At 66.8% G+C, this 18208-nt stretch carries 13 protein-coding genes; 4 read left to right on the top strand and 9 right to left on the bottom strand.

Translation table 11 applies throughout. The features are described 5' to 3' along the window. Nucleotides 1-10: 10 nt before the first annotated feature. Together mfd and QX094_RS26840 are read right to left on the bottom strand one after the other, a co-directional pair. Nucleotides 11-3526, bottom strand: coding sequence for a transcription-repair coupling factor (mfd, locus tag QX094_RS26835; RefSeq protein WP_316188362.1), 3516 nt, complete (start codon nucleotides 3524-3526; stop codon nucleotides 11-13). Then, nucleotides 3526-3813 (bottom strand): succinate dehydrogenase assembly factor 2, encoded by a 288-nt coding sequence (locus tag QX094_RS26840; RefSeq protein ID WP_315712013.1) that lies wholly within the window; start codon nucleotides 3811-3813, stop codon nucleotides 3526-3528. The genes mfd and QX094_RS26840 overlap by 1 nt, the downstream gene beginning before the upstream one ends. A gap of 195 nt (nucleotides 3814-4008) precedes the next feature. Between QX094_RS26840 and recG the strand changes: the two genes are divergently transcribed. Further along, a complete protein-coding gene (gene recG, locus QX094_RS26845; protein ID WP_315712014.1) occupies nucleotides 4009-6111 on the top strand; it encodes an ATP-dependent DNA helicase RecG in 2103 nt (700 codons plus the stop codon). Between the two features lie 196 nt (nucleotides 6112-6307). Here the strand turns inward: recG and QX094_RS26850 are convergent, their stop codons facing one another. Both QX094_RS26850 and QX094_RS26855 read right to left on the bottom strand, forming a co-directional pair. After that, on the bottom strand, nucleotides 6308-7159 hold the full coding sequence (locus QX094_RS26850) for an NAD(P)-dependent oxidoreductase (RefSeq protein ID WP_315826932.1): 852 nt from the start codon (nucleotides 7157-7159) through the stop codon (nucleotides 6308-6310). 163 nt (nucleotides 7160-7322) lie between these two features. After that, complete coding sequence (locus tag QX094_RS26855; RefSeq protein ID WP_316188363.1) at nucleotides 7323-9200, bottom strand: autotransporter domain-containing protein; 1878 nt, start codon at nucleotides 9198-9200, stop codon at nucleotides 7323-7325. 281 nt (nucleotides 9201-9481) lie between these two features. On the opposite strand from QX094_RS26855, the gene QX094_RS26860 reads away from it, so the two are divergent. Continuing rightward, complete coding sequence (locus QX094_RS26860; protein WP_316185035.1) at nucleotides 9482-9856, top strand: VOC family protein; 375 nt, start codon at nucleotides 9482-9484, stop codon at nucleotides 9854-9856. A 44-nt stretch (nucleotides 9857-9900) separates the two neighbouring features. On the opposite strand, the gene QX094_RS26865 is transcribed toward QX094_RS26860, so the two are convergent. From QX094_RS26865 to glmS, 4 genes are all read right to left on the bottom strand, one after another. After that, nucleotides 9901-10698, bottom strand: a complete 798-nt coding sequence (locus tag QX094_RS26865) for a DUF502 domain-containing protein (RefSeq protein ID WP_315751607.1) — start codon at nucleotides 10696-10698, stop codon at nucleotides 9901-9903. A gap of 194 nt (nucleotides 10699-10892) precedes the next feature. Continuing rightward, on the bottom strand, nucleotides 10893-11507 hold the full coding sequence (locus QX094_RS26870) for a LysE family translocator (protein WP_316185034.1): 615 nt from the start codon (nucleotides 11505-11507) through the stop codon (nucleotides 10893-10895). Between the two features lie 201 nt (nucleotides 11508-11708). Then, entirely contained in the window at nucleotides 11709-12650 is a 942-nt protein-coding gene (locus QX094_RS26875; protein ID WP_315751903.1) for a transposase, read from the bottom strand. Nucleotides 12651-12997: 347 nt separating this feature from the next. Further along, on the bottom strand, nucleotides 12998-14824 hold the full coding sequence (glmS, locus tag QX094_RS26880) for a glutamine--fructose-6-phosphate transaminase (isomerizing) (protein WP_315751609.1): 1827 nt from the start codon (nucleotides 14822-14824) through the stop codon (nucleotides 12998-13000). A gap of 229 nt (nucleotides 14825-15053) precedes the next feature. Here glmS and QX094_RS26885 point away from each other — a divergent pair, with 229 nt between their 5' ends. Then, a complete protein-coding gene (locus QX094_RS26885; protein ID WP_315712023.1) occupies nucleotides 15054-15281 on the top strand; it encodes a hypothetical protein in 228 nt (75 codons plus the stop codon). Nucleotides 15282-15290: 9 nt separating this feature from the next. Here the strand turns inward: QX094_RS26885 and glmU are convergent, their stop codons facing one another. Then, nucleotides 15291-16637 (bottom strand): bifunctional UDP-N-acetylglucosamine diphosphorylase/glucosamine-1-phosphate N-acetyltransferase GlmU, encoded by a 1347-nt coding sequence (gene glmU / locus QX094_RS26890; protein ID WP_316185033.1) that lies wholly within the window; start codon nucleotides 16635-16637, stop codon nucleotides 15291-15293. 135 nt (nucleotides 16638-16772) lie between these two features. Between glmU and QX094_RS26895 the strand changes: the two genes are divergently transcribed. Then, nucleotides 16773-18125: a hypothetical protein gene (locus QX094_RS26895; protein WP_316185031.1), complete on the top strand. Its 1353-nt coding sequence runs from the start codon at nucleotides 16773-16775 to the stop codon at nucleotides 18123-18125. Nucleotides 18126-18208 lie beyond the last annotated feature (83 nt).

Below are 18208 nucleotides of genomic sequence, written 5' to 3' on the forward strand. Positions count from 1 at the left end.
CTCCATTCCGCTACGCCGCCTTCTTCTTCTCCGCGAGCTCCGCCAGCTCCTTCAGAATATCCGTGGTCCCGGCCAGCCGCTCTTCCGGAGTCTCCCAGACCTGCAGGAACACGACCTTCATGTCCGGGCGCACCTTGGCGGCCTGGCCGTGGCGCTTGATGAAGGCGACGAGGCGGTCCGGATAGGCAAAACTGTTGTCGCGGAAGGCGATGACGGCGCCCTTCGGGCCGGCATCGACCTTCTCGACATTGGCGCGGCGGCAGTAATTCTTGATCGCGGCGACCTTGAACAGATAGCGCGTCTCGTCCGGCAGCTTGCCGAAGCGGTCGCGCAGCTCGGCTGCAAAATTCTCGATCTCCTCGTCGGTCTCGAGATCGGCGAGCCGGCGGTACAGCGACAGCCGCACGGAGAGGTCGGAGACGTAGTCCTCGGGGATCAGCACGGGCATGCCGATTGTGATCTGCGGCGACCAGCGGTCGACCGTCGGCTCGGTGATGCCGGCCTTGAGGTTCTCGATCGCCTCCTCCAGCATCGACTGATAGAGTTCGAAGCCGACCTCCCTGATATGGCCGGACTGTTCGTCGCCGAGCAGGTTGCCGGCGCCGCGGATGTCGAGGTCGTGGCTGGCGAGCTGGAAGCCGGCCCCCAGCGTCTCCAGCGACTGCAGCACGCCCAGGCGCTTTTCGGCCAGTGGGCTGATCTTGTGCGTCGACGGCAGGGTGAACAGCGCATAAGCGCGCAGCTTGGAGCGGCCGACGCGGCCGCGCAGCTGATAGAGCTGGGCAAGGCCGAACATGTCGGCACGGTGCACGATCAGCGTGTTGGCGCGGGGAATGTCGAGGCCGGATTCGACGATCGTGGTCGACAGCAGGATGTCGAACTTGCCGTCGTAGAATGCGCCGATGATGTCCTCGATCACGGTCGGCGCCATCTGGCCGTGCGCGACCGCGACCTTCATCTCCGGCACGGTCTTGTCGAGGAACTCCTTGACCTCGGCGAGATCGTCGATGCGCGGCACCACGTAGAACGCCTGGCCACCGCGATAGCGCTCGCGTAAGAGCGCCTCGCGGATCATCACGGGATCATGCGGCGCGACGAAGGTGCGAACGGCGAGACGATCGACTGGCGGCGAGGCGATGATCGACAACTCGCGCACACCGGTGAGAGCGAGCTGCAAGGTGCGCGGGATCGGCGTTGCCGACAGGGTCAGCACATGCACCTCGGCGCGCAGCTGCTTGAGCCGCTCCTTGTGGCTGACGCCGAAATGCTGCTCCTCGTCGACGATGACGAGGCCGAGATCGCGGAACTTGATCGCCTTGCCGAGCAGCGCATGGGTGCCGACGACGATGTCGACCGAGCCGTCGGCGAGGCCCTTCTTGACCTGATTGAGCTCCTTGGTGCTGACCAGCCGCGACGCCTGTGCGACGTTGACCGGAAAGCCCTTGAAGCGCTCAGCAAACGTCTTTGCATGCTGGCGCGCGAGCAAGGTGGTCGGCACGACGACGGCGACCTGCTTGCCGTCGAGCGCGACGGCAAAGGCGGCGCGTAGCGCCACCTCGGTCTTGCCGAAACCGACGTCGCCACAGACCAGCCGGTCCATCGGCCGGCCCGCTTCGAGATCGGCGAGCGTCGCCTGGATCGCGGTGAGCTGGTCCTCGGTCTCGTCATAGGGGAAGCGTGCGCAGAACTCGTCATAGAGGCCGGCCTGCACCGGCAGCTTCGGCGCCTCATGCAGCATGCGTTCGGCGGCGATCTTGATCAGCTCGCCGGCCATCTCGCGGATTCGGTTCTTGAGCTTGGCCTTGCGTGTTTGCCAGCCGGAGCCGCCGAGCTTGTCGAGCTCGACATTGGTCTGGTCGGAACCGTAGCGCGACAACAGCTCGATGTTCTCGACCGGCAGATACAGCTTCGTGTCGCCGGCGTAGCGCAACTCGAGACAGTCATGCGGCGCGCCGGCAACTTCGAGCGTCTGCAGGCCGACGAAGCGGCCGATGCCGTGATCGACATGAACGACGATGTCGCCGATCGCGAGGCTCGTCACCTCCGAGATGAAATTGTCGAGCTTGCGGCTCGCCCGGCGCGGCCGCACCAGGCGGTCGCCGAGAATATCCTGCTCGGAGATGACCGCAATCTGATCGGTCTCGAAGCCGGTCTCGAGACCGAGCACCGCGAGCATGGTCTCGTTGCGCGGCGTCGCCTGCACCACGCGCCAGGTGTTGACGCTGGTGACATGGATCAGCTTGTGATCCTTCAGCATGCTGGCCATGCGGTCGCGCGAGCCCTCGCTCCACAGCGCGATCACGACCTTCTTGCGCACCGATTGCAGCGCCTGCACGTGCGCCACCACGGCCTCGAATACGTTGACGGCGGAATCGTTGCGCTCGGGCGCGAAGTTGCGGCCCTGTCGCGCGCCGATGTCGACGACGTTGGCGCTCTCCGGCACCGCGAACGGAGTGACACGCGCCAGCGGGACGGCGGCGAGCCGCTCGGCCCATTCGGAGGACGTCAGATAGAGGCGGTCGACCGTCAGCGGCTTGTAGATCGCGCCGCCGCCGGGATGCTCCATCGCCTCGCGGCGCGCGTCGTAATAATCGATGATCTGCTTGAAGCGCTCGCGCGCGGCATCCTCGCCCTGCGGCTCGATCACGACGGGCGTGTTCGGCAGATAGTCGAACAGGGTCTCCATCTTGTCGTGGAACAGCGGCAGCCAGTGCTCCATGCCCGGATAGCGCCGGCCCTCGCTGACGGCCTCGTACAGCGCATCGTCGCGCTCGGGCGCGCCGAACTCGGCGACATAGCCCATGCGGAAGCGGCGGATGGTGTCGGTGACGAGCTGGAATTCGGAAACGGGCACGAGGTCGAGCGAGCGCATGTCGAGCAAGGTGCGCTGGGTCTCGGCGTCGAAGGTACGGATCGATTCCAGGCTATCGCCGAAAAAGTCGAAGCGCACGGGCTGGTCGAGGCCGGCCGGGAACAGGTCGAGGATGCCGCCGCGCACGGCATATTCGCCGCTTTCGCGGACGGTCGACGAGCGGTGGTAGCCATTGTGCTCGAGCCAGGCGACGACCGAATCCATCGGCACGACATGCCCCGGCGCCACCGACAGCGCCTGCCCCGCCATGGTGTCGCGCGACGGCACGCGCTGGACGATGGCATTGACCGTGGTCAGCACGATCAGCGGCTTGTCGCTGCCCGCGAGGCGCGACAGCCGCGCCAGCGTCGTGACGCGCTGGGCCAGGATGCCGCCATGTGGCGAGACGCGGTCATAGGGCTGGCAGTCCCAGGCCGGGAACTGCATCACCGGCAGATCCGGCGCGAAGAAATCGAGCGCCCGCGCCAGCTGCTGCATCCGGTTGCCGTCGCGGCAGACCACGGCCAGGCTGACCGCCGGCGGCTTCGGCCGGGCGGCGATGGCGCGCGCCAGATCGGAGACGACGAGGCCTTCGGCGCCCTCGGCGACATTGGCGAGCGTCAGCGCGCGCCCCGGCGCGAGATGCTCGGCTGGCGACTTGACCGGGCTCTTCATCAATCGGCGCCCACCGCGCGGAACGCCTTGATGCGCTCGAACAATGCCGGGGTCTGCTCCGGCGGCAGCGGCCGGGCGCCGGTGACCGCGGCATAGAAGTCCGGGTCGGGGACTTCGAGCAGTTGCTCGAGCTCGGCCAGCTCGCTTTCGCTGAGGGCGCCGATCTCGGCGTCGGCAAAGCGGCCCAGGATCAGATCCATCTCGCGGGTGCCGCGATGCCAGCAGCGGAACAGGAGCCGCTTGCGGCGGTCGTCAAGGCCTTGGCTCGATCGGGTCGTTCCGGTCATCGCGACATCCTGCTGTTCAACGCCAAAAGCCCGGACGGTGCCGGGCGCGGTTGATATAGCGGTGCACAGCGCCCCTGTCAGCCCCTCTCGGGCTGCAGAACCGGCATGCCCGGCACCTCGAACCTGAGAAAAAGACGTGGATGTCTCGGCATTCGCGGCTATTCCGGCTCCCAAACGGCTTTAAGTGTTCGCTCCATGCGCCCCAGCATCCTCAATCCTCTGTTTGCGCCGGTCACGACCCTGTCGGGGGTCGGGCCGAAGCAGGACAAGCTGCTGCGCTACCTGCTCGGCTGCACCGAGACGCCGCGGCTGGTCGACCTGCTGCTGCATCTGCCGGCCAGCGTGATCGACCGCCGCAACCGGCCGAAGGTCCGCGACGTCGAGGCCGGAACCGTGGTGACGCTCGAAGTCACGGTCGACCGCCACCGTCCCTCGCGCAACGCGCGCGCGCCATACCTCGTTTACGCCAGCGACGAGACCGGCGACGTCGTGCTGACGTTCTTCCGGCCCAAGGGCGACTACATCGAGAAGATGCTTCCGGTCGGCGCCAAGCGCTACGTCTCCGGCACCGTACAGATGTATGACGGCGTGCCGCAGATCGTGCATCCCGACCGCATCCTGGACGAGGCCGGCTTCGCAAAGCTCTCGGGAATCGACCCGGTCTATCCGCTGACCGAGGGCCTCGCACTCGGCTCGCTGCGGCGGGCGATCGCTGCGGCGCTGACCAAGCTGCCTGAGCTGCCGGAATGGATCAGTCCGGAGGTGCTCCGACGCTGCAACTTCCCCTCGCTGAAGGAGGCGCTGACGCGGGTGCACGTCCCGCAGGAGCTGACCGACATCCTGCCGGAAAACCCGTTCTGGTCGCGGCTGGCCTTCGATGAGCTGCTCGCCGGCCAATTGGCACTGGCACTGGTGCGGGCGCAACTGCGCCGGCCCGCGGGCAACCGTCATGCCGGCGACGGCCATCTGCGCCGCAAGATCATCGACGCCCTGCCCTATGCGCTGACGAACTCGCAAGCCGAGGCGATGGCCGCGATTGCCGCCGATCTCGAAAAGCCGGTGCGGATGCTGCGGCTGCTGCAGGGCGACGTCGGCTCCGGCAAGACGGTGGTGGCGTTGCTGGCGGCGGCCGCCGTCGCCGAGGCCGGCAAGCAGGCCGCCCTGATGGCGCCGACCGAGATTCTGGCGCGCCAGCATGCCAAGACCATCGCGCCTCTCGCCGCGCGCGCCGGCATGAACGTGGTCATCCTGACCGGACGCGAGAAGGGCAAGGAACGCCGCGACATCCTCGCCCGGCTCGAAGCCGGTGAGATCGACATCCTCATCGGCACCCACGCGCTGATCCAGGACGACGTGGTCTTCAAGTCGCTGGCGCTCGCCATCGTCGACGAGCAGCATCGCTTCGGAGTGCGCGAGCGGCTGGCGCTGACCTCGAAGGGCGAGGCCGTCGACGTGCTGGTGCTGTCGGCGACGCCGATCCCGCGCACCCTGGTGCTGACCTATTTCGGCGACATGGACATTTCCGAGCTGCGCGAGAAGCCAGCCGGCCGGCAGCCGATCGACACCCGCGCGGTGGCCGACACCAGACTCGGCGAGGTCGTCGACGCCGTCGGCCGCGCGCTCGATGCCGGCAAGCTGGTCTACTGGATCTGCCCGCTGGTCGAGGAATCCGAGGCCGAGGGCATCGATCATCTCACCAACGCGACCGACCGCTACGAGAGCCTGCGCGAGCGCTTCGGCGACAAGGTCGGCCTCGTCCACGGCAAGATGAAGGGCAGCGAGAAGGACGAGGTCATGGGGCGGTTCGCGGCCCATGAGCTGCGCCTGCTGGTTGCGACCACCGTGGTCGAGGTCGGCGTCGACGTGCCGGCCGCCAGCATCATGGTGATCGAGAACGCCGAGCGCTTCGGCCTGGCGCAGTTGCACCAGCTGCGCGGCCGGATCGGCCGCGGCTCGGAAGCCTCGACCTGCATCCTGCTCTATCACGAACCGCTCGGGCCGATGTCGAAGGCCCGCCTCGCCGTGATCCGAGAGACCACAGACGGGTTTCGCATCGCCGAGGAGGATCTCAAGCTGCGTGGCGAAGGCGACGTGCTCGGCATCCGCCAGAGCGGCCTGCCCGGCTACCGCATCGCGCGGCCCGAGGTGCATGCCCAACTGATCACCCAGGCCCGCGACGAGGCGCTGCGGATACTCAAGGAAGACCCGAAGCTGAAGGGCCCGCGCAGCGATGCGCTGCGCTGCCTGCTGTATCTCTACGAACGCGACGAGGCGATCCCGCTGCTGACGGCGGGTTGATCAGCAGAAGGTGCATCAACAAACTCCCATGTCGTCCCGGCCCTGAGCCGGGACCCTTAACCCCAGGGATCAGTTTGAGGCAGGGTGGCGATTGGCTTTTTCGCACCTCACAACCGCCGCGGAGTATGGGTCCGGGTCTGCGCCACGATGGGCTATCGCGCGTCGTGGCTCGCACGGGACGACGAGCTGAAATCGTCTACTTCGTTTTGCAACTCTCGGCGAACGCCACCAGCTGCGCCGCGTCGGTGCCCTCGCCCTGCACGTCCGCCGCAATGTGCTCGAACAACCGCGCAAAGCCCTCGTAGATCAGAGCAGCCGGATGATCCTCGCCGAGGAACCCCGCGATCTCGCGCATTTCGGCGACCCAGCGATAGGCCTTCGGCAGCATGTCCGGCAGTGCGTTGGCGAGACGGGCCTGGACGTGCGGCAGGCTCAGCGCCAGCTCGTCGCGCAGCGCGTCGGCGGCGCCGGCGCGGGTGGCGGCCAGCACCATCGCTGCGCCGAGCCCTGTCAGTCCCTTGTTGATGCCGGCATAGGCCATCTTCAGCGCCGAAGCCGCGCCGATCGGCCCTTCGATCCGGCGCAGATCGAGCCCGAGTTCGCCCAACGCGGCGACATCGGCTGCCGCCTCGCCGCTCACATAGAAGGCCGGTCCCTTCGTGCCGGGCTTCGGCGGCAGACCGATGATGGCGGCGTCGACCAGGCGCGCGCCCGACGACAGCACGATGTCCTCGATTGTCCGGATGGTCTCGACGTTGACGGCGTTGCAGTCGACGATGATGGGCTTCTTCGAATTCCGGTTGATGACCGTCGCGAGCTGCTCCGCCAGCGCCACAGCCTCGCCCGGCGGCACGATCGACAGGATGATGTCGGCATTGGCGATCTCGGCGTCGCTGGCGCCGACCATGCCGGATGCGGCCGCCCTCGCCCGCGTCGCCGCGCTGCGCTCCTCGAGCGACGTCAGGACCTTGCAGCCGTGCTCCACGAGACGGGCGGCGATGGCGCTGCCCATGGCGCCGGGCGCGATGACGGCAATGCTGGGAGGCATGATGACGCTCCGATTCCAACGATGGTCTCGAAGACTATGCGCACCCCATGACAAAATTGAAGGCACGAAAACGAAGGGCAGCCCTTCCGGGCTGCCCTCGCCTTGGCCGCAACGTCAACGCTCCCCTCAGAGCCCCCGAGAACGCTGACCGCCGCGGCAGACCTCAGAACGCAATCTTCAAGCCTCCGCTGCCGAAGAAATCGTCGCCACCCGTGCGTCCGATCGTGCGCGACACGTTCACCGTCAGCGCCACATGGCTCCAGAACGGCGCCACGACGCCGGCGCTCACCCGGCCGTAGACGTTATGCGACGTGCCGTTCGGAACCGTCCAGTTGTTGACGATGACGGGCGCCGAGGTCGCGTTGTACTGAATCAGGCGGCCGTTGCCGATGATGTCGTCATCGAGCGTCAGGTTCAGGTACGGATTGATGACGTTGCCCTGCACCTGGAACGGGGTGCGCAGCTGCACGCCGACGCTGCCGATCAGGGTCTCGGCGGTCTGCGAGCCGACCGCGAGCGTGAGCGCAGGATCGCCGGTCTCAGTGAAGCCGTCGACGCGGGCGCGGGCATAGGTCAGCCCGCCGATCGGGCCGAGCTTCGCCGTGCCTGCATCGAACAGGTAACCGGCTTTGCCGGCCGCGACGAAGGTGGTGCCGCCGGGATTGGAGGTGATGGTGTCGACCACGCCCGGCCGCGTGTTGCGATAGTCCTGATGGCCGATCGTCGCCAGGCCCTCGGCAAACAGGCTGCTGCTGGCCCAGGCCCCGTAGAGGCCGAACTGATAGGAGTTGGCATCCGTGGTGCCGGCGCTGTTGAACAGCCTCGCCTTTGGATTGGAATAGTCGAAGGCGGTACCGATCATGGTGTTCGCCGACAGCCGGTACTCGACGCCAATGGTGCCGCCGATGCTGTCGAGATTGAAGCCGTTCGAGGCGGCGCTGCCCTGGCGGTCGCTGACGCCACCATTGCCCTGCATGTAGAACGACCATGGACTGACCGGCGCGAGCGGCGGCGCCTTGGTGTAGGGCGGGCGGCCCATTGCCCCATAGGCGTTCATCGTCGACGGAGCAAAGCCCGCGGTCTCGCGGAACATGTCGAGCTTGCCGAACAGGGTCGAGGCGAAGCCCATCGCGGTGATCGACCCCACCTCGCCTTGCGGCGCGAAGGTCAGCGGCGCGTTGAGGCGGTTGACGATGTACTGCCCCAGCACCTCGAAGCCGTGTGACGTCAGGTGCACGCCATCGACGTAGAACAGATACTGGTTCTGCAGCGCAGGATTGCCGATGCACGCGATCGGACAGGCGCCGACATTGGTGAAGCCATAGCGCGACGGATTGGCCTGGATCAGCGTGCCGATCAGTCCGGTGTCGACGTACTCGACACGCACGCCCGAACGCGCGACGCCAGCGAGCGACTGCTGCATCAGGCTGTTATAGGTCGTGCTGTAGGCCTTGCCGGCCGGAGCATTGGCGTTGCCAACGGCCTCCGGCAAGGTGCTGACATCGCCGGCCGTGAACACGATACTGCGCGCGCCGTCGCCGACCAGCGCGTTGATGCCGGCCATGGCCTGCTGGGCCGTGACGGCCGCGGCCGTCGGCGCGCCAGCGAGCGAGCCGCCGGCGCGGTAATAGGCCCGCGCATCGTTGCCGCCGACCGAGATCTCGACCAGGTCGGTCGACGAGATCCTGCCGGAGAAGCCCGTCAGTCCGCTCCATTCCTGGAAGAAGCCGGGAATGCCCGGCGCCACCACGTTGGTATCGCCCGCCATGGCGCCGCCGATCGCGTAGTTGAGCTGGGGAATGCCGAGCAGCGCCGAGGTCGTGTCGACGAAATTCGTGCCGCCGCTGAAGCGACCGGTGGGATAGAGCGGCAGCTTGCCGGCGCCGCCGGTGAAGGTCCAGAGATTGCCCGTGTCGGCGTAGCTGTCGCCAAAAGCCTGAATGCGCGTATAGGTGGTCTGGGCCGCCGCCGGCGCGGTCAGTTGCAGGGACGCCGCGGACAGCGCGACCGCACACAACGATGTCGTCCTACTCACAGGCATCCTACGCGCCTCCCCAACGCCCTACTTTTGTTTGCCCGATGTTTCCATGGTGACCATTCGAAACACCACTGCCCATTGGTTGTAGGAACGATGACATCCGTGGCTGTGCTTTCCCCGCATCATCATGCAGTGCAAAGCGCCGCGATGCGCACGTTCGCCCGCTGGGCGGACCGGACCGCCACCGACCATGCTCACGAAGGCCGCTGACAGAATCTGGCAGAGGGCTCGGCTAGTCGTGTGGCTGAAGCGCCGCAGCCGGCGCCGCCACCGGAGAGACGACGATGCCCGACTTCAATTTCCTGATCCTCTATGTCGACAACCCGCCGAGGAGCGCGGCCTTCTATGCGGATCTGCTCGGCCGGCCCGTGATCGAACAATCGCCGACGTTCGCCATGCTGCCGCTGCGCGAGGGCGTCATGCTGGGCTTGTGGTCGCGGCACACGGTCGAGCCGCCAGCGACGGGCGCCGCAGGCTTCGGCGAGGTCGCGTTCGCGGTCGGCGATGCCGGCGAGGTCCAGCGGCTGCACGACGACTGGAAGGCGCGCGGACTTTCGATCGCGCAGGCGCCGACACGGATGGATTTCGGAACCACGTTCGTCACGCTCGATCCGGACGGGCATCGCCTGCGCGTGTTCGTTCCGCAGGATGCGGCCTAGCTCTTCCGCAGTGGCTGGCCTTTCGCGCCAGTCGGCCTTTCAGCCTAGTCCGCCTTGGCCGGCTCGGGCTCGCGGTGCGGCGCTGGCTGCGCGGGTGTGTTGGCGAGGCGCGCGGCGTTGGCCATGTTGGCCAGCGCCGCGACTTTTTTCTGCTGGTCCGATCCCGGCTGCACCACGCCGCAGGACATGATCAGCGTCGCCGCGTCCTCGGCGCTCATGTCGACCTCGATGATCTTGCTCCGCGGCAGATAGAAGAAGAAGCCGGTGGTGGGGTTCGGTGCGCACGGCAAGAACACCGAGATCTGCTCGTCGTCACCGGGCAGCCGGCTCGAAATCTCCGCGCTCGGCGGCTGCGAGATCAGGACGATCGACCACATGCCGGGCGAGGGAAACTCGACCAGGCCGACACGGCGCAGGCTCGAGCCCTTGCCCGAGAACAGCGTCTCGAACACCTGCTTGAGGCCGCGATAGATCGCCCGCACCGCCGGGATGCGGCCGAGCAGCCGCTCGCCGAGGTCGACCAGGGTGCGGCCGATCAGGTTGGCCGTCAGGAAGCCGAGCAGCGTCAGCCCGATCACGGCTACGATCAGGCCGGAGCCGGGCACGCCGAACGGCAGATAGGTCTCCGGACGATACACCAGCGGCACGAACGGCCGGACCAGCCCGTCCACCCAGGTCACGAACCACCAGGTGATGTAGAGCGTGATGGCGACGGGACCGGCGACGACGAGGCCGGTCAGGAAATAGTTGCGAAACCGGAACATCAGCCCATGATGGGGCGTCTCGGCCGGAGCATCGGCCAAGGGATCGGTCTCAGGCGGCAGGTCGTCGCGGGAACTCATGCGAACTTCCGGGTCGGATCAAATCTCACCTAGGGGTCTTAGCAGATTTTTGAAGGGCGAAGGCCCTCTTTCCGACACATGCGCGCTTTGCCGCTGACCTGTGGCCCGGCAGCCGGGCACCAAGTCAACGCGCAAGGCGTCGATTTCAATCCCTACTGCGGCGAGGAGCCACTCAAAAGGGCAAACGCGCTGCCCTAGGCGCTACGCAGCGGCAGGGCCAGGCCGACCGCCACGAAGATGCCGCCGCAGACCTGGTTGAAGCGCCGCCCGACCCGGGCGAGCCATGGACGAACCTGGGCCGCCGCGCTGGCGATGGCGACCTCGGTCAGGAACTCGGTCGCCGTATAGGTGACGGCCACGATGCCGAACTGTACCACAAGGCTGCGCTCGGGGTCGATGAACTGCGGCAACAGGGCGCTGAAGAACAGCAGGCATTTGGGATTGGTGGCCGCGGTCAGGAAACCCTGGCGAAACAGCACCTGCCCGCTCGCAACGGCGGGCTCACTGCCGGCATCGACCGCCACCGGCGGCGATCGCCACAGCTTGATGCCGAGCCAGGCGAGATACAGCCCGCCCACCCACTTCAGGACGACCAGCCAGGCGATGGAGGATTGCACCAGCGCGCCGATGCCGAACATGCAGAGCGCGATGATGAGGACGAAGCCGATCAGGCCGCCGGCGATCGTGAACAGCGTCCTGCGCCCGCCATGCAGCGCCCCATGGGTGAGAGCCAGCAGGCCGCTCGGGCCGGGCGTGAGCGAGATACCGATGCTCATGAGCAGGAACAGCAGCCAAGTGTCGAAAGCCATCGTGATCCCCGTGATGGAGCGGACCGCCGAGCTCCGTCGGGGACATCGCCTGAAACTGATGTCGGATTGCGGATCAGATGGCAAGCACGGCCGAGTTTGCACGCTCGTGCCCCCCGTAAGGTGTGGGCGCGAAAAAAAACGGTGTCGTCCCGGACAAGCCCGGCAACGCGATAGCGTTGGCGGGCGCAGATCCGGCAACTGTTATGTTGATGGAGTGATCGCATAAGGTTTTCGGTCGCGCATCATGGCATTCAGGATGGTTAGAAGCTTCCTGGCGACGGCGATGAGGGCGAGCTTGGCGGGTTTACCGGCTTGGCGCAGACGGTTGTAAAAGATCTTGAAGCGATCGGCGCGGCGGACGGCGTTGAGGGCGGCCATGTAGAGGGCGTCGCGGACACGCTTCCGGCCGCCGCCGATCTTGCGCTTGCCACGATACGCCCCGCTATCGCGATTGAAGGGAGCCAGGCCCGCAAGAGCGGCTACCTCCTTTGGCCCGAGATGGCCGAGTTCCGGCATCTGGGTGATGAGTTGCATGCAGGCGACGGGTCCCACACCGGGCACGGAGCGCATCAGCTGTGCCTGCTCCGCAAGCACCGGCTCGGCTTTGATGAGCGCGTTGATCTCGGCCTCGATCTCGACGATCTCGTCATTGAGGACCTCGATCAGGCGGCTGATGCGTTCGGCCATGGCGCGGTCCTCGGCCTCGCTGCGGCGGTTCTTTTCCTGGGCGCGCATGGCAACCAGTTGATCCCGCCGTTTTGCAAGCCTGGCGAGGGCGCTTTGGGCAGGCGTCATGGCCTGCTCGGTGGCTGGCTGCATGGCGCGCCCAAAGGCTGCCAGCGTTCGCGCGTCGATCGGATCGGTCTTGGCGAGTTGGCCGCTGGCGCGGGCGAAATCGCGAGCTCGAGCCGGGTTGATCCGCGCAAAGCGGATGCCCGCCCGACGCAGGGCCTCGCGCAGTTCGAGGTCGTAGACACCCGTGGCCTCAAAGACCACCAGAACATCGCATCCCCAACGCGCCACCAGCTGTGTGATGGCCTGTGGCCCGTTGGCGATGCGCTCCGGCGCCCCCACGGCTTCATCAAAAATATCGAGATAGGGTTTGCAAACGTCGATTCCGACGCAACGAAAAGGTACGATCACGGTGCCTGTCCCTGTGATGCGAGGTCTGTTGGCGCAGCCTCGTGCAACTGTTCAGGTTGATAAATGGAACGGGCGGGAGACCGAGCCGGCTCACGGCGTCTAGCGCCAAGGACCCAACGGCTTCCCGCCCACCATCATCATGGCAGACTTTCCAGACACAGGGACCCATAATCCCGAGAGGTCGTTTGAGACAGGCTGGAGCCGCCGGCGCTGCGAACCATTAAGCACTGTGGCTATGGATCCCGGCGTTCGCCGGGATGACAGCGAATGTGAAGATGCCGCGTCGCAACTTACGCCGAACTGGTTCTCAAGGCGATGCGAGAGCATCAGCCAAGAGAAACCCGCTGCTACTCCACCGTGACCGACTTGGCGAGATTGCGCGGCTGGTCGACGTCCGTCCCCATCACCACGGCGGTGTGATAGGCCAGGAGCTGGACCGGGATGGCGTAGACGATCGGCGTGAACGTCGCGGCCATGTCCGGCATGATGATCGTGACCAGCGAGTCCACGGTCGCCTCCTCGGCGCCCTTGGCATCGGTCATCAGGATGATCTTGCCGCCGCGCGCGGCGACCTCCTGCATGTTCGACACCGTCTTCTCGAACACGCGATCATAGGGCGCAATGACGACGACCGGCATGGTCTCGTCGATCAGCGCGATCGGGCCATGCTTGAGCTCACCGGCGGCATAGCCCTCGGCATGGATGTAGGAGATCTCCTTCAGCTTCAGCGCGCCTTCCAGCGCCAGCGGATAGGAGGTGCCGCGGCCGAGATACAGCACGTCCTTCGACTTGGCGATCTCGCGCGCGAGCTTCTCGATCTGCGGCTCGACCGTCAGCGCCGCCGCAATCAGCCGCGGCACCTCGACGAGGCCGTGCACCAGCTTGGCCTCGTCGGCCTCAGAGAGCTCGCCGCGGCCGCGGCCGGCGGCAATCGCCAGCGCCGCCAGCACCATCAGCTGGCAGGTGAAGGCCTTGGTCGAGGCGACGCCGATCTCGGGGCCCGCAAGCGTCGGCATCACGATCTCGCTCTCGCGCGCGATCGTCGAGGTCGGGACGTTGACGACGGAGAGCGTATGGACGCCCTGCGACTTGGCGTAGCGCAGCGCCGCCAGGGTGTCGGCGGTCTCGCCGGATTGCGAGATGAAGATGGCAAGATCGCCCTTGCGCAGCGGCGCCTCGCGGTAGCGGAACTCGGAGGCGACGTCGAGCTCGACCGGCACCCGCGCGAAGCGCTCGAACCAGTATTTGGCGACGAAGCCGGCGTAGCTTGCGGTGCCGCAGGCGGTGATCGAGATGCGCTGGATATCTTTGAAGTCGAACGGCAGCCGCGCCGGCAGCATCACGCGCTCGGTGCCCATGTCGACGTAGCGTGCCAAGGTGTGGCCGACGACCTCCGGCTGCTCGTGGATTTCCTTGGCCATGAAATGGCGATAGTTGGCCTTGTCGACCAGGAACGACGACGCGCCGGATTTCAGCACCTCGCGCTTCACCACCGCGCCCGTTGCATCGTGGATGATGCCGGCGTCGCGGGTGATCTCGACCCAGTCGCCGTCATCGAGATAGCTGATCGTATCGGTGAACGGCGCCAGCGCGATCGCGTCCGAGCCCAGGAACATCTCGCCGTCGCCATAGCCCATCGCCAGCGGCGAGCCCTTGCGGGCGCCGATCAGGAGATTGCCGTGGCCCTTGAACAGGAAGGCCAGCGCGAATGCGCCCTTCAACTGCGGCAGCGACGCAGCCACGGCCTGTTGCGGCGTGTGGCCCTTCAGCAGATAGGAATTGACCAGATGGACGACGGTCTCGGTGTCGGTCTCGGATGCGAACTTGGCGCCCTGCTTTTCGAGCTCGGCCCGTAGTTCGCGAAAATTCTCGATGATGCCGTTATGCACCACGGCAACGTTGTCAGTCGCATGCGGATGCGCGTTGCTCTCGGTCGGTTTGCCGTGGGTGGCCCAGCGGGTGTGACCGATGCCGGCGTGTCCCTTCAGCGGCTGCTGCTCGAGCCGCTTCTCGAGGTTCTTCAGCTTGCCCTCGGCGCGCCGCCGGTCCAGATGATCGCCCTCGAGCGTGGCGACGCCCGCGGAATCGTAGCCGCGATATTCGAGACGTTTCAGGGAATCGACGAGATGCGCAGCAACCGGCCCGCGTCCCAGGATCCCGATGATTCCGCACATCAGCGCCAGTCCCCAAATCGTCGAGAGAGATTCAAAAGCGTGGCATTGTCTTAACGAAAACGGCGCGCTTTCAGGATTCAATAATTATTGCGGATTGCGACAGGGTTAAGTGAGAGCCCTAACCGAGGGCCTGCAGGCAACTCCGGTTCGATGCGGAGGTCCAGTTCGGAGCGCACTTAACGCCAGGTCAACGCTTTTGCGCAGAGACTGTCGCGTCGGAGAGGACGCCATGACCTATAGCCGCCGCCCAACTGATCCCAAGGGCACCAGCCCGCTGAGCCTGTCGCATCCGACGTCCGGGAGCCATCTGGCGCACTGGCCGCCGCCGACCTTGAGCAACGAGCTCAAGCCGATGCCTATCAAGCACCGTACGAACGAGCCGGTCAAGCACGCCACCCGCCGCGGCTGGCGTTTGACACGTGCGATGTTCGCCGAGTTCCAGGACGACGAAAGCTGATGTTTCAGCTCACTTCTTGTGGCGTTGCTTGGCATTCCGAAAGCGCGCCGCGGCGCCTTCGCGCGTCGTCTGAGGACTGCGCTCCAGCGCCAGCGCATCGTCGGGCACGTCGCGCGTGATCACCGAGCCTGAGCCGATATAGGCGCGGGCGCCGATGTTGATCGGCGCCACCAGCGAGGTGTTGGTGCCGATGAAGGCGCCCTCGCCGATGTTCGTCTTGTGCTTGTTGAAGCCGTCATAGTTGCAGGTGATGGTGCCGGCACCGATGTTGGAATTGGCGCCGACATGGGCGTCGCCGATATAGGACAGGTGATTGACCTTCACGCCCGCCTCCAGCACTGCGGCCTTGGCCTCGACGAAATTGCCGATCTTGGCGCCTTCGCCGAGCGACGTACCGGGCCGCAGCCGCGCGAACGGCCCGAGCAGGCTGTTGCGGCCGAGCTTGGATTGCACGATGTGCGAGAACGAATGCACCACCGCGCCGTCGCCGATCGACACGCCGGGGCCGATCACGACGAACGGCTCGATGGTCACGTCCTTGCCGAACGTCGTATCCGCGGCGAGATAGACGGTCTCCGGCGCGATCAGCGTCACGCCCGCATCCATCGCCGCGCGGCGCAACCGGGTCTGCATCACGGCCTCGGCCTCGGCGAGCTGCGCCTTGGTGTTGATGCCGCGCACTTCGTCTTCAGACGTCTCGATCACGACCGCGTCGAGCCCCTGCTCGCGCGCGATCGCCACCGCGTCAACGAGATAATACTCGCCCTTGCTGTTGGCGTTGCCGATCCGGTCGAGGATCGCGAGCGCGCAACGGCCGTCCATCGCCATCACCCCGGCATTGCACAGCGTGATCGCCCGCTCCGCTTCGCTCGCATCGGCCTGTTCGCGGATCGCGACCAGCTTCGATCCGTCGAGCAGCAGGCGACCGTAGCCGGTCGGATCGGCGGCGCGAAAGCCGAGCACGGCGAGCGCTGCGCCCTGCGCCAGCGCCGCCCGCAGCCGCGCGAACGTCTCGGCCGTGATCAGCGGCGTGTCGCCGAATGCGACCAGCAGATCGTCTGCGCCGCGCGCGATCGCCTGCCGCGCCGCCAGCACCGCATGCGCCGTCCCCAGCCGGTCGTGCTGGACGAAGATATCCGCATCCGCGCGCAGGCGCCTGGCTTCCTTCTCGACCGCGTCGTGCCCCGGCCCCACCACCACCGCGATGCTGGCGCCATCCCCGTGCGGCGCCGCCGCCAGGACGTGCGCGAGCAGTGATTCGCCGGCGATGGGATGCAACACCTTGGGCACGCTCGTGCGCATCCGGGTGCCCTCGCCTGCCGCAAGCACGATGGTCAGACTGGATCGAGCGGTCATGAAACACCTGGGATGAAGGGAGCGCATAGGTCGCGCTGTCATAATGCGTTTTCTGCGCGGGGCAAGCCGCACCGGCTCAAGCCCCTGGTGGTTTTCCTGTTAATGTTCGCTTCGTGATTCGATTAAGGCAGGTTCATGGCTAGGGACTCCCGCAAATCCGCCGGCACGAATGGAGCTGAGAAGACGGGCGCAACTCTGTCCGGACTGTTTGCTGACGAGAACGAGTTCGATCGCCGCGCGCTGTGGCGGCTCGGCTGGTGGGGGGCTGGCGCCGTCGGCGCCGTCGGCCTGGCCGTTTTCACCAATCAGGCTGCACAGGGATGGCGGCAGGACCGTGTTTCCGCGGCCGATCTGTCGCGCCAGGCGCAACTGCTGCAGTCGCTGGCCCGTGAGACCCAGGGCGAGGCGCGCCAGCTCGGCGCGGCCATCGAGACGCTCAACACCGATCGCGACCGGCTGTACGCGCGCGTGACGGTGCTCGAGCAGGGATTGGACTCGGTGACCGGCGCGCTGGCCAAGCAGAGCGCCCAGGCGACCGCGAATCCCGCCCCCGGCAGCAAGGCGCCCCCCGCGCCACAGATCGCTGCCGTCGAGTCCCAGGCCCCGGTGGCGGCCCCGTCGGGTTCCCCGCCACCCGGCCCCTTGCCCGCATATGCGAACGCGTCGCCGTTCATGCCGGTTCCCAACGGGGCGGCCGGAACCAGTCCGGCTCAGCCGAGTACCCCGCCGGCTGCCGCGAGCGCCGACAAGACGAAACAGGAGCAGGCCAAGCCGATGTCGGCCGGGCTATCGGGGGCTTCGTCACCGCCCGTCTCTTCCGCCCCTTCGCCGACACCGTCAGCCTCGTCCGCATCGCCGGCTGCGACCGGTTCCAAGCCGACTGGTGGTGCCTCGGACCCGGCCGGCAAGCCGGCCGAGACCGACAAGCTCGCAAGAGCCGAACCCGCAGAGGCCGCCGGCGCCAAGGGCAGTGACAGCACCGACGCCGCGGTCACGGCGGTCCAGAAGACCGAATTCGCCGTCGATCTCGGCGGAGCCAACTCGCTCGGCGGCCTGCGGGCGCTGTGGCGGGATCTCGTGAAGACCCATGCCGACCTCGCCCTGCTCAGGCCGATCATCATCCTGAAGGAAGGCCGGGGCGGTCCAGGTATGCAACTGCGGCTCGGCGCCGGCCCATTGGGCGACGCGGCGACGGCGGCGAAGATCTGCGCGGTCCTCGCCGAGAGCCAGCGCGCTTGCGAGACCACCGTCTATGACGGCCAACGCCTCGCGGTCCGCGAGGAGCCGGAGGCGGCCAAGCCGGCCGCGCCCGCGGCTGCCGCCCAGAAGCCGGTGCAGCGCCGGCGCACGTATCAGCCACAGGCCCAGCAGCAGCGTCACGGCAAGCGCGAGGAGCCGCCGGCCGCGGCCGCGCCGGCACCGCCGCCGGCAGAGGCGCCCAAGCCCGAACAGCCGTCGGCGCTGTCGTCGTTCTTCCGCCGCTCCTGAGGCTCGAATCGACGTGCGGCCAAAGCCGGTTGGGACGGATTGTGAAAGCAGTCCGCGAACCGGCTTTGCGGCTTGTCCGCACG

Source organism: Bradyrhizobium sp. SZCCHNS1050, from assembly GCF_032484785.1.
Taxonomy (GTDB): Bacteria; Pseudomonadota; Alphaproteobacteria; order Rhizobiales; family Xanthobacteraceae; genus Bradyrhizobium.